The 15779-nt window shown below is 63.4% G+C and carries 5 protein-coding genes; all 5 read left to right on the top strand.

Annotated elements, in window-relative coordinates:
- Positions 1 to 134: 134 nt before the first annotated feature.
- Positions 135 to 749: a YdcF family protein gene (locus ACZ2IA_RS18000; protein WP_470293972.1), complete on the top strand. Its 615-nt coding sequence runs from the start codon at positions 135 to 137 to the stop codon at positions 747 to 749.
- Positions 750 to 1088: 339 nt separating this feature from the next.
- Positions 1089 to 2774: a ShlB/FhaC/HecB family hemolysin secretion/activation protein gene (locus ACZ2IA_RS18005; RefSeq protein ID WP_470293973.1), complete on the top strand. Its 1686-nt coding sequence runs from the start codon at positions 1089 to 1091 to the stop codon at positions 2772 to 2774.
- Positions 2775 to 2806: 32 nt separating this feature from the next.
- Complete coding sequence (locus tag ACZ2IA_RS18010; RefSeq protein ID WP_470293989.1) at positions 2807 to 2881, top strand: ESPR-type extended signal peptide-containing protein; 75 nt, start codon at positions 2807 to 2809, stop codon at positions 2879 to 2881.
- 96 nt (positions 2882 to 2977) lie between these two features.
- Positions 2978 to 15118 (top strand): hemagglutinin repeat-containing protein, encoded by a 12141-nt coding sequence (locus ACZ2IA_RS18015; protein ID WP_470293974.1) that lies wholly within the window; start codon positions 2978 to 2980, stop codon positions 15116 to 15118.
- Entirely contained in the window at positions 15115 to 15627 is a 513-nt protein-coding gene (locus ACZ2IA_RS18020; protein ID WP_470293975.1) for a hypothetical protein, read from the top strand. The genes ACZ2IA_RS18015 and ACZ2IA_RS18020 overlap by 4 nt, the downstream gene beginning before the upstream one ends.
- Positions 15628 to 15779 lie beyond the last annotated feature (152 nt).

The raw sequence follows: 15779 nt of genomic DNA on the forward strand, positions 1-15779 counted from the left end.
ACGACGGTCGGCCATGAGCCGGCCGTATCGTTGTCGATCAGAATGCCGGCGGTGCCCGTCACCGACCGAGAACTCGGGCACAGAATGCCTGTCTGCCACGATTGCGATCGTGGCCGCTTTGGGATGCAGAGGGGATGAAGATCAAACGGGCCAGCACCTGGCGCTGGTTCATCAACGGCGTGGCGGTCAGCCTGCTGTTGGTGCTGCTGGGCGCGGGCTATACCGCCTGGCAGATCTATGAATACAGCGAGCGGCACGGCGACCAGGCCGCCGACGCGGCGCTGGTGCTCGGTGCGGCCGCCTGGGGCGGCCGGCCGTCGCCGGTGTTCCGCGAGCGGATCAACCATGCGCTGTCGCTCTACCAGGCGCGGCGGGTGCGGATGCTGGTGTTCACCGGCGGCACCCCGGAGCCGGGCTACCCGACCGAGGCGGCGGTGGGGCGGCGCTACGCGATCGAGCGCGGCGTGCCGCCCGAAGACATCCTGATCGAGACCGAATCGCGCACCACCTACGACAACCTGAAGAACGCCGGACGCGAGGCCCACGCGATCGGCCTCGATTCCTTCCTGATCGTCAGCGACCCGTACCACATGCGCCGGGCGATGCTGATGGCGCACGACCTGGGGCTGAAGGCCTACCCGGCGCCGACGCCATCGAGCCGTTACCAGACGGTCGGCTCGCAACTGCGCTTCCTGTTCAAGGAGACGCAGAACTACCTTGCGTATCGGCTGTTCCGCAAGTTGTCCTGAGCACAGCGCGCCCATCAATGGAAAACGCCCGGTCGTCGTGACCGGGCGTTTTGTCTTGAGCGGGTGGCTCAGTTGGATCCGACGTTGAACCAAAGTGCTGCTATTGCGCGTATCGGTCGTTCCCGCCGCGCAGTCTGCGCTTAGCGGCCACCCGATACTCAATTGGTCTTCTCTGTCTAAACCGCAACTCCCTAGACTTGTCGCAGCTACTTTGAACGACATTGAAGGTAGAAGGCTTAATTGCAACTGGAGTCTTTATCTCGACATTGAAATTGTATTGGCATTTTTAATGACAAAAGTATAAAATCGCGGGCTTTTTAAAGGCCTTCCGGTTTTTTGATGCCGTTCCCCAAGTCCTCTGCCGTCATGGCGACGGTCGCGATGCTGCTCTCTGTGGCTTCATTGGCGGCTGAGCCCCCTGATCAAATCCTTCGCAATCAGCAGCAGCAACTCGACCAGCAACGGGAAGAGCTGCTCAAGCGTCCCGACGTCTTCCTTCCGCCGCCCACGCTGCAGCCGGAGCGCCCCGCCGGGGCCCAGAAACCCGATGTCGTGTGCTTCAACGTCGCCACGGTTCTGCTCGACGGGGCGCCGGCGACGTGGCTTGCGTGGCTGTTGCCGCTGGCGCAGGCGGAGCAGGGGAAGTGCCTGGGTCTCAGCCAAGCCAATGCACTGGTGGTCGCGCTGACCAATGCCATTGTCGAGCGGGGCTATGTCACCAGCCGCGTCTATCTGCCCGAGCAAGACTTGTCTTCGGGCACGCTGCGGCTGGTGGTCGTACCCGGCAAGGTGCGCGAAATCCGGCTCAAAGACGGCGGGAGCGATCGGTCGCTCCGCTCGGCCTTCCCGACCGGACCCGGCGACATCCTCAGTGTTCGTGACCTGGAGCAAGGGCTGGAGCAGCTGTCCCGGCCGCGCTCGCAGCGTGCCACGATGGAGATCGTCCCGGCGGAGCAGCCGGGCGAATCGGATGTCGTGGTGCTGCGGGAGCGTACCCGTCCGGTGGCGGCGCTCCTGTCGGTGGACGACTCGGGACAGAAGCCGACCGGCAAGCTGCAGGGCTCAACGGCGGTCACGGTCGATAACCTGGCAGGGCTGAACGACGTGCTGTCGATTCTCTGGAGCCAGGACGCCCAGCACATCTCGCATCCTCTTAGCCAGTCCGACACCGTGTCGTGGCTGTTCCCGTTTGGCAATTGGACGGCGTTTGCCAGCTATAGCGAATTCTCGTTTTCACAGACCGTCGAGGGGAACAACCAGAACTTCACCTCGAGGGGGCACAGCCGCAACACCTTGTTGTCGCTCTCGCGCCTGCTGCACCGCAATCAAGACAGCAAGACCGAGCTGGCCCTTCAGCTGACCCGCAAGGCATCGCGCAACTTCATCGAAGACACCGAAATCCAGCAGCAACGCCGCGACCTGACCAATGTCGGGCTCGATCTGTCGCATCGGCATTACTTTGGCTCGACCGTGCTGGATGCGGGGCTCGGCTACACCCGTGGTGTGGGCTGGTGGGGTGCGCAGGACGACTCGCTCGCGGCCGCGGGCGGCCCGACGTCCCGGCAAGAAGTGTTCACCGGCAGGCTGAGCCTGACTGCACCATTTCGGCTGGGCAAAGAGAACCTGCGCTGGAGCAGCGAACTGCGCGGCCAGTACAGCCCGAATCTGCTGTACTCCTCCGAGCAGTTCAGCATCGGCAGCCGCTATACGGTACGGGGCTTCGACACTTACAGCCTGACCGGGCAGAGCGGCTTCTACCTGCGCAACGAGTTGAGCTGGTCACTCGTGCCGCCAATGGAAAGTGGCACTTCTCTTGAAACCTATGCGGGGCTGGATGCTGGCCAAGTCTCACACATGGTCAATGCCGACGCTGGCGCGCATAGCTTGTCGGGTTGGGCTGTCGGTCTCCGAGGCGCCCTTTCCGGTTGGCTGACAGCCGAATTGAGCCACGAGCAGGCACTCCATCAGCCTGCCGGCCTGTCCCGTCCTTCCATCACCCATTTCCGCCTTGCCCTGCAGTGGTAATCCCCGCGGGCCCTCATTGACTGCCAGACACCATGAACAAGTCTCTCTATCGGATCGTTTTCAACCAAGCACGCGGCATTCTGATGCCGGTACAAGAAACGGCGTAGGGGCAAGGCAAGGGCGGGCGGGACTCGTCCGGCGAGCGCGGTCCAGAGGCGCCCGGCGTCCAACCGTTCAGCCTGAAGCTGGCTGCCTTTCTGACCTTGCTCGGGCTCGGTGGCGCGGCCTTTGCCGCGGACATCATCGCGGATCCGACTGCCACCGCCGGCAAGCGCCCGACCATTGATCAAAGCGCCAATGGCCTGCCGGTCGTGCAGATTGCCACGCCGAGCGCGGCCGGGGTGTCGCATAACCAGTATCAACAGTTCAATGTGTCGGGCTCCGGCGCGGTGCTCAACAACGCGCAGCAGATCACCAATACCCAGCTGGCCGGCTACATCGACGGCAACCGGAACCTTGCCAACGGAACGGCCAGGATCATCCTCAACGAGGTGACGCGGCCCAACCCTTCGCTGCTGAACGGCTACCTCGAAGTGGCCGGCCGGCGCGCCGAGGTCGTCATCGCGAACCCGTGGGGCATTACCTGCAGCGGCTGCGGCTTCATCAACACCCCGCGCGCCACGCTGACCACCGGCGTGCCGCAGCTCGATGGCCAAGGCAACCTCACCGGCTACCGGGTCGACAACGGCACGGTGAGCTTCGTCGGCAACGGCCTGAACGCCAGCAACCTCGACAGCTTCTCCATCATCGCGCGCGCGGTCAGCATGAATGCGGCGCTGTACGCGAACAAGCTCGACCTCGTACTCGGGCGCAACCAGGTCAGCGCCGACACGAGCCAGGTCACACCGCTGGCCGACACGCCGGACAGCAAACCGGCGTTCGCGCTGGATGTCTCGCAGCTGGGGGGCATGTACGCCAACGTGATTCGGCTGGTCGGCACGGAGAAGGGGGTCGGCGTCAACCAGCAGGGCATGCTGATGGCCAATGCGGGCGACATGCAGCTGACCAGCGCCGGCAAGATCGTGCTGGGCGGCACGACCCGCGCGACCGGCAACCTCAGCCTCGCGGCGCAAGACGACATCGACAACCGCGGCGTGACCAGCGCCGGTAACGACCTCACCGCCTGGAGCGGCCAGCGCCTGTCCAACGCCGGCAGCCTGGTCGCGCAGGGCAACCTCACCGGCGCCGCCACCTCGCTGACGAGCACCGGCCAACTCGTCGCCGGCAGCCTGCCCGACGGCACGCTCGGCGCCACCGGGAACCTGGCCTTGACGGTCCAGGGCCAGCTGCAGGCGTCCGGCTCGTTGCTGGCCGGCGGCTACAGCAGCCTAACGGCCGGCCGCATCGACCTCAGCCAGGCTAGGGTCAGCAACGCGCACGGCGATCTGCTCATCGCCAGCCAAGGGGATTTGCTCACCCGCGGCGCCAACCTCACCACGGCCGGGTTGTTCGGCGCTAGCGTCGGTGGAACGTTCGACAACACCGGCGGTGTGCTCAGTGCCGCCCGACTCGCCGTCAACACCGGGTCCTTGATCAACGACCAAGGCGTACTGCTGCTGAGTGGCGGTGCCGATACCGTCATCAACGCCGCACAAGGCTTCTCTAACCGCCAAGGGAAACTGGCGACCGCTGGGCAGAATCTGTCCATTTCCTCCCTGTCCTTCGACAATACCGCCGGGCTGGTCAGCCATACCGGTAGCGGGGAGGCGGCGCTGACGACGGGGACTCTCGGAAATAGTCAGGGTGGGCAGATTTTTTCGGCGGGCAGTCGCCTGACCGTCGTCGCCGCCGATATCGACAACATCGCAGGCTCCCTGGTCGGCAAAGGGGACGTGAGCCTGGCGGTCGGCAGCCTGCAGAACGCCCAGGGGCAGATCGGCGCCGATCGCACTGTGTCCCTGTCTGGACAGAATCTCGATAACGGCGATGGCAGCATCCAGGCCGGCACCAGCCTGACGTTGACGAGCGGCCAGCTGAGCAACGCGGGCGGCTCTCTATTAGCGCTGGGCAGTGGCACCAGCCAGCTGAACGTCACCGGCACGCTCGCCAACAGCGGCCAGATCGCCGGCAACGGCAACCTGACCGTCAACGCCGGCGTACTCGACAACAGCCATGGCAACCTGCAGAGCGCCGGGCAACTGACTGCGACCCAGCAGACCACACTGCTGAATGACCAAGGCCACCTCATCGGCCAGGGTCTCACGCTGGCGGCCGACAACGTCAGCAACCGCGGCGGCGAACTGCGCCAGGCGGGGAGCGGCCCGGCCAGCGTCAGCGTGCGCCAGCAGTTCGACAACAGCCAGGGCCAGCTGCTCGGCAACGGACCGCTGGCGCTGAGCGCCGGCGACCTCACTAACAGCGGCGGCACCATCGCCAGCCACGGCGACCTCAGCCTGGTCACCCAGCACGGCGTCAGCAACGCCGCAGGCACGCTCGGCAGCGACCAGCAGCTGACCGTCACCAGCCAGAGCTTCGCCAACGGCGACGGCACGGTGCAGGCCGGGTCGACCCTGACGCTGACGAGCGGCGCGCTCAGCAGCAGCGGCAGCATCCTGGCGCTCGGCAGCGGCGCCAGCCGCGTCACGGTCGACGGTCTGCTCGCCAACAGCGGCAAGCTCGCCGGCAACGGCGACCTGAGCATCGCCGCCGGCGCGCTCGACAACAGCAACGGCACCGTGCAGAGCGCCGGCCAGCTCAGCGTCACCAGCCAGGGCCGGCTCACCAACGATCAAGGCAAGCTCACCGCCCTGACCCTCGCGCTGCAGGCGGCCGGCTTCAGCAACCTCGGCGGCAGCGTAGCTAGCCAAGGGCTACTGAACGCCAAAGCCGCTTGGCTCGACAACCGCTACGGCCGCGTGATCGGCGGCCAGGGGCTGACGCTGGGCGTCGACCAGGGGCTCAGCAACGACCAGGGCCAGCTCGGCAGCGATGGCCAGCTGAGTCTGAGCGCCCAGTCCGTCGACAACGGCGCCGGCCACGTCCAGGCCGGCTCGACCCTCACGCTGACCAGTGGCCAGCTCAGCAACGTGGGTGGCTCCATTCTGGCGCTCGGCCAGGGCGCCAGCACCCTCACCGTCGCCGGCGCCTTGAGCAACAGCGGCCAGATCGCCGGCAACGGCGACCTGACCGTCAACGCCGGCGTGTTCGACAACACCAAGGGCACCTTGCAAAGCGCCGGCCAGCTGACCGCCACCCAGCAGGCCACCCTGACCAATGACCAGGGCCATATCGTCGCCCAAGGGTTGAACCTGCAAGCCGACAACCTCAGTAACCGGAGCGGCGAGATCCGCCAGGCCGGCAACGGCCAGGCGCAGCTCACCGTTACCCAGCAGTTCGACAACAGCCAGGGCCAGCTGCTCAGCAACGGCCCGCTGGCGCTCAGCGCCGGCGACCTCACCAACACCGGCGGCACCGTCGCCAGCCAGGGCGACCTCAGCCTGGCCGTCCAGCACAGCGTCAGCAACGCCGCAGGCACTCTCGGCAGCGCCCACGGGCTCAGCCTCACCAGCCAGAGCTTCGCCAACGGCGATGGCACGGTGCAGGCCGGGTCGACCTTGACGCTGACGAGCGGCCAGTTGAGCAACGCCGGTGGGACCATCCTGGCGCTGGGCAACGGCGCCAGCCAGCTGAACGTCACCGGCGCGCTCGCCAACAGCGGCAAGATCGCCGGCAACGGCGATCTGAGCCTGCAGGCCGACAGCGTCGACAACGGCGGCGGCACCGTGCAGAGCGCTGGCCAGCTGACCGCGACCGTCAACGGCGCGCTGAGCAACGGCCTGGGCAAGATTGCCGCCGTGGGGCTCACTCTGAAGAGCGGCAGTCTGAGCAACACCGGCAGCATCCAGCAGGTCGGCACCGGGCAGGCGACACTCAGCACCGGCCAGTTCACCAACAGCGGCAGCATCTCCAGTCAGGGCGGCCTGTCGGTCTGGACCGCGCAGCTGAACAACCAGCAAGGCTCGCTGATCGGCAAGACCGGGCTAGATGTCACCGCCAGCGGCGATCTCAGCAACCACCAGGGCACGCTCGGCAGCGACGGCGCGGTCAAGGTGCAGAGCGGCGGCGCCTTTGACAACAGCGCCGGCCTGCTGCAGGCCGGACAAAGCCTGACGCTGAGCGCGGTGAGCCTGAACAACAGCGGCGGCTCGGTGCTGGCGCTCGGCAGCGGCGCGAGCCAGGTCGCCCTGACCGATGCGTTGACTAATACCGGCAAAGGTTCGCTGGCGAGTAACGGCGCCCTGAGCCTACAGGCCGATAGCGTCGACAACGGCGACGGCACCTTGCAGAGCGCCGGGCAGCTGACCGCGACCGTCACCGGTGCGCTGAACAACGGCCTGGGCAAGATCGCCGCGGCCGGACTCACCGTCCAGGCCGGCAGCCTGAACAACGCCGGCGGCAGCGTCTACCAAGCCGGCACCGGCCTGGCGTCGCTCACCACCGCAGGCCAGTTCACCAACAGCGGCAGCGTGTCCAGCCAGGGAACCCTGTCGGTCTGGGCAGCTCAGCTGAACAACCAGCAGGGCTCGCTGATCGGCAAAACCGGCCTCGCCGTCACCGCCAGCGGCGACCTCAACAACCACCAGGGCACGCTCGGCAGCAGCGATGGCGCAGTGAGCCTAAAGAGCGGCGGCACCGCCGACAACAGCGCCGGCCTGCTGCAGGCCGGATCGACGCTGACGCTGAGCGCGGCAAGCCTGAACAACGGCGGCGGCTCGGTGCTCGCGCTCGGCAGCGGCGCGAGCCAAGTCACCCTGACCGGCGCGTTCAGCAATGGCGGCAACGGCTCGCTGGCCAGCAACGGCGACCTGAACCTGCAGGCCGACAGCGTCGACAACGGCAACGGCACCCTGCAGAGCGCCGGGGCACTGACCGCCACCGTCAACAAGGCATTGAACAATGCGCAGGGCAAGATCGCCGCGGCCGGGCTCGCCGTCAACGCCGCGAGCCTGAACAACGCCGGCGGCAGCGTCCGCCAGGCCGGCGGCGGCAGTGGAACGTTGCGCTTTACCGGGGCGGTCGACAACAGCCAAGGGCAGATCGTCTCGAACGGCGGCCTCGCCGTGTCGGGCAGCGCGCTGACCAATAGCCGCGGCACGCTGACGAGCCAGACCGGCCTCGATGTCGCCGTGGCCAATCAGCTCGGCAACAACCAGGGCACGCTCGGCAGCGTCGGCGCCTTGACGCTCAGCGCGGCCAGCGTCGACAACTCGGCCGGGCTGATTCAGAGCGGCGCGACGCTCACGATGAGCGCGGGCAGCCTGAACAACCGCGCAGGCTCATTGCTCGCGCTGGGCAACGGCGCCAGCACGGTGACCATTCGCGGCGCGTTCGACAACAGCCAGCAGGGCACGCTGGCGACGAACGGAGACTGGACGCTGCAGGCGCAAACGCTGGACAACCTGGCCGGCAAGGTGACCGCGCTGGGCAGCCTAGCGCTGTCGGCGAACCAGCTGGCCAACCCGGGCACGCTGCAGGCCGGTCAGGACCTGCAGCTGACGCTGAACGGCAGCTTCACCAACCCGGCCGGCAGCCTGATCCAGGCCAACCATGACCTGCGGCTCAACATCGCCGGCACCCTCTACAATGCCGGCGCCTTGCAGGCGGTCCATGCGTTCACCGTCAACGTGCAGGGGCTGAACAACGCGGCGGGCGGGGTATTGGCCGGGCAGCTGCTGACGACCAATGTGGCCGGCGACCTGAATAACCAGGGCGCGATCAACGGCGACACGGTGTCGTTGAACGCAGCGAACATCAACAACACCGGTTTGATCGTCGGCGGCGACGTCTCCGCGGTGGCCACCAACCTGAGCAATGCCGGCGCCAACGCGGTGATCGCGTCGACGAACTCGCTGAATCTGGACGTGGCCGGCCAGCTCACCAATAGCGGCAAGGCGTGGCTCTACTCGATGGGGGACATGAAGCTCGGCAGCACAGCCCGGCCGACGCAACTGCTGCTGAACGATACCGCGACGATCGAAGCGGAGGGGAATCTGACGGTGAATGCCGGGACGGTGATCAACCAGTCGAGTCCAGTCTCGGTCAGCCAGACGACAACTTCTAGTTCTGTTGTTCGGGATACGTATCTTCCAGATTATTGCCCAGTTTATTATGGTCACTCATGTGCAAATGTGGGGTTCAATACAATTCATGCAGGGTTGAATGGTTTACCTGACTATGATGATTTTAGAATGGGCGGCACGGCTTTTAATGTTGAAATTCTTAATGACGATGCTGCTAGTCATATTTTAACTGTCAAAATAACTAGTGGGCGATATGGTATCGGCACTGAAACTTCTATTCCTAGCGGAATAATTAGTGTTCCATATTTCGGTAGAATGGATGGCTATCCTGCATGGGGAGCCGTAGGTGCAACATATCTAGGGAGCTTTTCAAGTAGCTCCGCTGCAACTGCTTCTTACGCGGTTTTAGGCTTCAGATATGGTCAGGCCCCCTATGATCCAAATAAGAATATTCTTTCATCGAACTATGCAAGCTACGCTATCCCTGGTCGAGATGACGTAGCCCAGCCGGGGCAAACGGCGCAAAGTAGCTTCATTACCAAGGTAACCGATATCGCGAGCGGGACACCCGACCCAGCCAAGCTATTAGCCGGCGGCAATATCACCATCAATGCCCAATCGGTGACCAACCGCTACAGCACGTTCGCGGCCGGACAGGCCATCACGATGGTGGCCGGGAATCAAATCCAGAATGTCGGGCAGGATTTGAATGAAACAGTTGCTACTGTAAATACGAATTACTTCGGCCCTGTTCAGTTTAATTTCAATGGTAAATTATCTCCTGCGAAATGCTATGATTTTTATGTTAATGGCTGTTACTCTACGCAATCTACCTCCACCGAAGTCCATAAAATCGGCAGCCTCGACGCGATCGTCTCGGCCGGCACCCGGTTGTCGCTGACCGCGCCGAATATCCAGAACACTACGGTAAACCCGACCAGCACCGCCGCCGCAATGGGCCAGGCCTTGTCGTCATCCGGTTCATTGACCGGCAGCCAGGGCCAGGCGCTGGCGTCGGCCGGCTCGCTGAGCGGCGTCGAGGGCAAGGGCTTCAGCGTCAACGACAGCGGCGTCCTCGCGGCGGGCGATGCGCTGGTGAATCAGATCTTCGATAAGCTTGCGGGGGTGAGCAAGGTGGACGGCAATGCCGTCGCGGGCGCTGCTCTGACGGCCGAAACCGGCAAGGCTTTGCCGCGCGGGGCCTGGACCACGGTGCCGGCGAACGGGGTGGTGCTGCAGGCGGCCGGCGCGCAGGCCGGCAACCCGGTCGCCGGTTCTTACACCGTACCTACCGGCGGCCTGTTCAAGGTGAAGTCGGCGCCGGATCAACACTACCTGATCGAAACCGATCCGCGCTTCACCCAGTACAGCAACTTCATCTCGTCGGACTACCTGCTGTCGCGGCTCGGCTATGACGCCGGCACGGTGCAGAAGCGCCTCGGCGACGGCTTCTACGAGCAAAAGCTGGTCACCGACACCATCACCCAGCTGACCGGCCGCCGCTACCTGGCCGGCTACGATAGCAGTCTCACTCAGTACCAGGCACTGCTCGACAACGGCGTGAAATACGCCAACGACTTCCACCTGAGCGCCGGTGTCGCCTTGAGCGCCGAGCAAATGGCGCGGCTGACCAGCGACATGGTCTGGCTGGTCTCGCAGCATGTGGACGGCCAGGACGTGCTGGTGCCGGTGGTCTACCTCGCCAACGCCAAGAACGGCAGCCTCACCGGCCAGGGCGCGGTGATGGCCGGCAACGATATCGCCATCGCATCGACAGGCACGGTGAGCAACAGCGGCAGCCTGCTGGCCAAGAATTCCCTGCAAGTGTCGGCCAATAGCATCGACAACGCCGGCGGCCTCGTCGCCGCCGGTGGCGACGTCATCCTGAAGGCGGTGCAGGACCTGTCGCTGACCACCGACAGCACGCATAGGCTCCGGACCGCCAGCGTCAGCGGCGACAACGTGCAGCTGAGCGCCGGCCGCGACCTGTCGCTGAGTGCGGCCAACGTCCAGGCCAACGGCGACGCGCTGCTGTCGGCGGGCCGCAACCTGAGCCTCGCCAGTACCGAAACCCAGCAGGGCATCGGCTCGTCGTGGCGCAACGGCGGCTTCAGCACCAGCGAAGTCAAGCACCAGGCCAGCAGCGTCGCGGCCGCCGGCAGCTTGGCGCTGCAAGCCGGCAACGACTTGACCATCACCGGCTCGCAGGCCAAGGCCGGCGGCAGCCTGTTGGCCCAAGCAGGCCACGACCTGACCGTGACCGCCACCGTGGACACCAAACAGACCAGCCTGAACACCAACCGCTTCGGCAACAGCTCGCGCACCGACACCGTGAATGCGGGTTCCTTAATCAGCGGCGGCGATCAGAAGCTGGTCGCCGGGCACGACCTGGCGCTGACCGGCTCGCAGGCCAAGTCCGACAATGGCGCACTGACCGTCGCTGCCGGCAACGACGTCACGCTCAACACCGTCGCGACCCGCTCCGACAGCACTAGCTGGCGCAGCAGCGACCGCGACGAAGTCCATGATCTGAAACAGCAGGGCTCGGCCTTGGCGAGCAAAGGCGACCTCACCGTGGCGGCCGGGCGCGATCTGTCGGCCTCGGCCGCCTACCTGACCTCGGACGGCCAAGCGGCGCTGGTGGCCGGCCGCGACGTCACGCTCGGCACCGCGCAGGACACGCACAGCGACTACAAAGAGCGACACACCTCGTCGGGCGGCATGTTCAAGCGCAAGTCGACCACCGATATCGTCGCGCACAACAGCACCACCGAAGTCGGCACTACCGTGTCGGCCGGCAGTGTCGCGGTGCAGAGCGGTCGCGATCTGACCATCAAGGCTGGGCAGGTTGTCGGTAATGACGACGTAACCTTGAAGGCCGGACAAGATATCAATATCACCACCGCCGACAACATCTCGGAGTCGTACCATCACAGGGAAGAGCGCACGAGCGGGATGTTCTCCAGCGGCACCTCAGCTCGTCCGCGCGTCACCATCGGCAAGCAGACACAGGGGCTGGATGAAAAACAAACCAGTCTCGAGCACCAGGTCACCACCATCGGCAGTGTCAACGGCAATGTCGCCGTCAATGCGGCGCGTGACATCGACCTTAAAGGTACCCAGCTCCAGGCTGACAAGAACATCGATATCACCGGGCGCAACGTCAACGTCACCGCGGTAGTCGATACGCTGGATAGCCGCACGCTCAGCTACACCGAAAGCACCGGTGTGCGCATCGGCGCCAAGAGCAACGTGGCCGACGCCGTCGCCAGCATCCAGCAGGCGGCCGAACGAGGTACTCAAGTCAACGATCCGAGGCTGAAGGCGCTGTACGCGGCCAAGGCCGCCTATGCGGCCAAAGACCTGGCGCAGCTGCTCGAGAAGGTGCAGAAGAAGGACAGTAAAGAGGGCGCCAGCGGCCGGGTCTCGATCGGCATCGGTTACAGCCGCCAGGAAAGCGAGAGCAAGGCGCATGTCGATATGGTCAAGAAGGCCGGCGCCGCTGCCGGCGGCAACCTTACCGTTACCGCACGTGGCGATACCACCCCGGAGCAGGGCGACATCCGCCTGACCGGCGTGGCACTGAAGGGCGACACGGTCACGCTCGACGCCGCCCGCGACCTGATCACCCGCAGCCAGGCAGCGATCAGCAGCCAGGAGAGCACCAGCCGCAAGATCGACGCCGAAGTGGGCGTGTACGCCGGCGGTAGTGTCGGCAGCGGCGGCGGCAAAGGCGGCTTCGGCCTCTACGGCGCGCTGGCGTACGATCAGAGCAGCACCCAGATCAGCAGCCTGACGCACGAAGAAACCACGCTCGACGCCGCCAAGACCCTCACCGTCAAGACCGGCCGCGACGCGACGCTGACCGGCACCGTCGCCCGCGCCGACACCATCAAGCTCGACGTCGGCCGCGACCTGACGCTGACCAGCGAGCAGGACCGCGACCAGTACAAGCAGAAGAGCTTCTCCGGTCAGATCGAAGGCCGCTACGCCTTCGGCAACGACAGCGGCGTGGACGGCAGCCTCAGCTTCAGCCAGACCAAGAGCGACTGGCACAGCGTGCAGGAGCAGACTGGCCTGTTTGCCGGCAAGGGGGGCTTCGACGTCAACGTCGGCAACCATACTCAGCTCAACGGCGCCGTCATCGCCAGCGACGCCGACCCGGGCAAGAACCGCCTCAGCACCAACAGCCTCGGGCACAGCAACCTGAGCAATCACGCCGAGTACGAGGCGGTCAGCGCCAGTGTCAGCTTCAGCAGCGGCGGCAACGGCATGGGCGGTGACCCGACCAAATTCGCTCTCATACCGGGGCTGGGCGTCCCGGTCAGCGACAAGGCCGACAGCACCACCCGCAGCGCCATCGCGCCGGGCACCATCACCGTCAAGCAGGACAAGGTCACCGGCCAGGACAGCACCGCCGGCCTCAGCCGCGATACGGCCAACGCCAACGCCAAGCTGGACCGGATCTTCGATGCGCAGAAGGTGGCCGAGCAGCAGGAATTCAGCCGCGTGCTGGGCGAGGTGGGCTTCCGGGCGGTCGGCGATCTGGCACAGAAAATGGGTTGGAAAGACGGCAGCCCGGAAAAGATCGCGCTGCATGCGCTGATGGGTGCCTTGCAAGCCAAGGCCGGCGGCGGCAATGCGCTCGCAGGCCTGGCGGCGGCCGGCGCCAACGAGTGGATCGGCACCCAGGTCGCCGACTACCTGCAAAACCATACCCAACTGAGCGAGACGGAACGCAAGGCGATCCAGCAGTGGGCAGCGGTCGCGAGCGGGGGCATCGTCGGCGGCCTGGTCGGCGGCGGGACGACGGGCGCGCTGTCGGGCGGTGCGGTGGCGCTGGATGGGGAGAAGTACAACCGGCAGCTGCACCCTAAAGAGGTTGAATGGCTCAAACAGAACGCTAAGCGATTTGCACGGCAACAGGGAATTAGCGAGGAAGAGGCTGAAAAACGCCTTTCACAACAGGCCGCTAAGCAAACTGACTTAATTTGGAACCTCACGCTCAAATCGGGCGAAGACGTGGGAGCGAAAGCATTCTTAGCCAGCAATCAAGGCTCATTTGTAAACGAGTTGGGCCAGACACAGAAGCTCTTCACCGCTACCCAAAATCAATTCACACGGCCAGAGATGTACGCTCCGGAAGCATCCCTCAACCAAGAGTTCATCAATAAGAATCTTAAACCTGGTGTCATTCGCACACCAGGCCAAGGAGCAATGGACAAGGCCAAGTCGGCCTGGCAGTCCGTTAAAAATGACCCGGTTGGCACAGCCAAGAAGGCCGGCACTACGGCACTTGATATTGCCGGAAATCTGGCTGGAGCCGCAATGGATTGCGCCAGCAGTCCTCTTTCTTGTGGCAAGTCTATTGTCACCAATACCAAAGATGGCTTCATTTCTACGGGTAATGCCATTGGCGAAGGGATGGCGGTCAGTCTCAACAAAGACCTGCAAGCACAGCTCAATCGTATCTATGGACAGGATGTGAGCGGAGCCCAGCAACTACTGACGGTAGTGCGTACCGGTGGAGCAGTTGCCGGGGCCTTAGGGGCTGGGCGCTCTGCCGAGGTGATCGTTGATACTGCCCAGGCCGGTACCAAGAAGGCTATTGTCAAGGTAGAGGAGGCGATAGAAAAGAAAAAAGCCGCCCAAGCACAAGCCGAGGCGGCCAAGAAAGCAAAAGTCGAGGGTAACTTCTATCGTGATAATGAAGGGTTCATGCAATCGGCTCAGCGAGACTTCCAGCCAGGAACAACACATCGGGCCGAAAACATCAATGCGGGACAAGTAACTGACCGTGATGGATTGCCGAGAATCGATGATCAAAAGAAAGCTAATGAAGAAGTTCTAGCGAACAGCAGACCCCAAAGTGACAAGCTCCCCCGCTGGGACACGCAGCGTCCGGCGTGGAAAGAAGTTACAGAGGTGACTGATCGGATTGCAACACGGCCTGAGACATATCGAATGGCGATTAATGAAAGCCAATATGAGGACATTAAAAAGGCATTTAAAGATGGCAATCCGGAGGCTGCCAATAGAGCCTTGGGTAGTTGGGCTACCACAAGCCCTGTAAAATCGGTAGCTGACGTCCGTAATGTGCTTGCAGTGCCCGAGGAGTGGAAGAGTGGAAAACTTTATACAATCGAATTCACTGCGAAACCAGGGGTAGGTATTCGAGAGGGGACGGTGGGGCCTATGTGGGATAGCATGAACAAAGTGGAGCTTCCAGGTGGTGGGCATCAGGTGAACTTTGTGCAAAACTCCCCATACAGTCGGCCCGACTTGTATCAAATAAACCTGGGGTCTGTGAAGGATTTGCAATGAGTGCATTAATTAGACAAGTTATTGGCTTATATCAAGGTGCAAATGGGGTGCAGGCGGAAGTTATTCATGAAGGAAGTGACGATGGAGGGGTTGAGCGCTGGAAAGCCGTTGATAGCCTGCCGGAACCTTGCAAGAATATTTCTGTTTCGTTACTATTGGAAAATGGAACCAAGGTGAGTTTACCGATTAAGCAGCTTGCACATATCCTGCCAGATCGAACCGGCGTTCTTGTTACATTTCCAGTAGAGGGGTTGGGGTCATCATCTCCCCCTGACTTCCCTGATGTCTCAGCCCCTCACAATGCGGTAATCTTCAATGCTGATGGAAGCTTGCGTTTTAGGTTAATTAATCCTGAAGGACAAGGAACCTACATCGGTGCTATGCACAATTACCCTGACAATAGATTCGGGGTATTGGTGGGAGATGTAAATTACCCCCCTGAATGGTTTTATGAAGTAGATGGAAAGTCGCCAACACTAAAAGCAACAGGTAAATGGGTACGCTATTAGCGTGTAGCAGTGGTGTTGCATAACTTCTAACAGGCTCGTCGAGCATCATCGACAACTACCCGACTTGACCTAGTTGTCGCATCTCGGACGATCCTCACCGTCACCGCCCGGGGCGACGCCACGCCGGATCAGGGCGACCTCCGGCTGACCGG

The sequence above is a fragment of the Crenobacter sp. CS_VA4 genome (genome assembly GCF_055597485.1).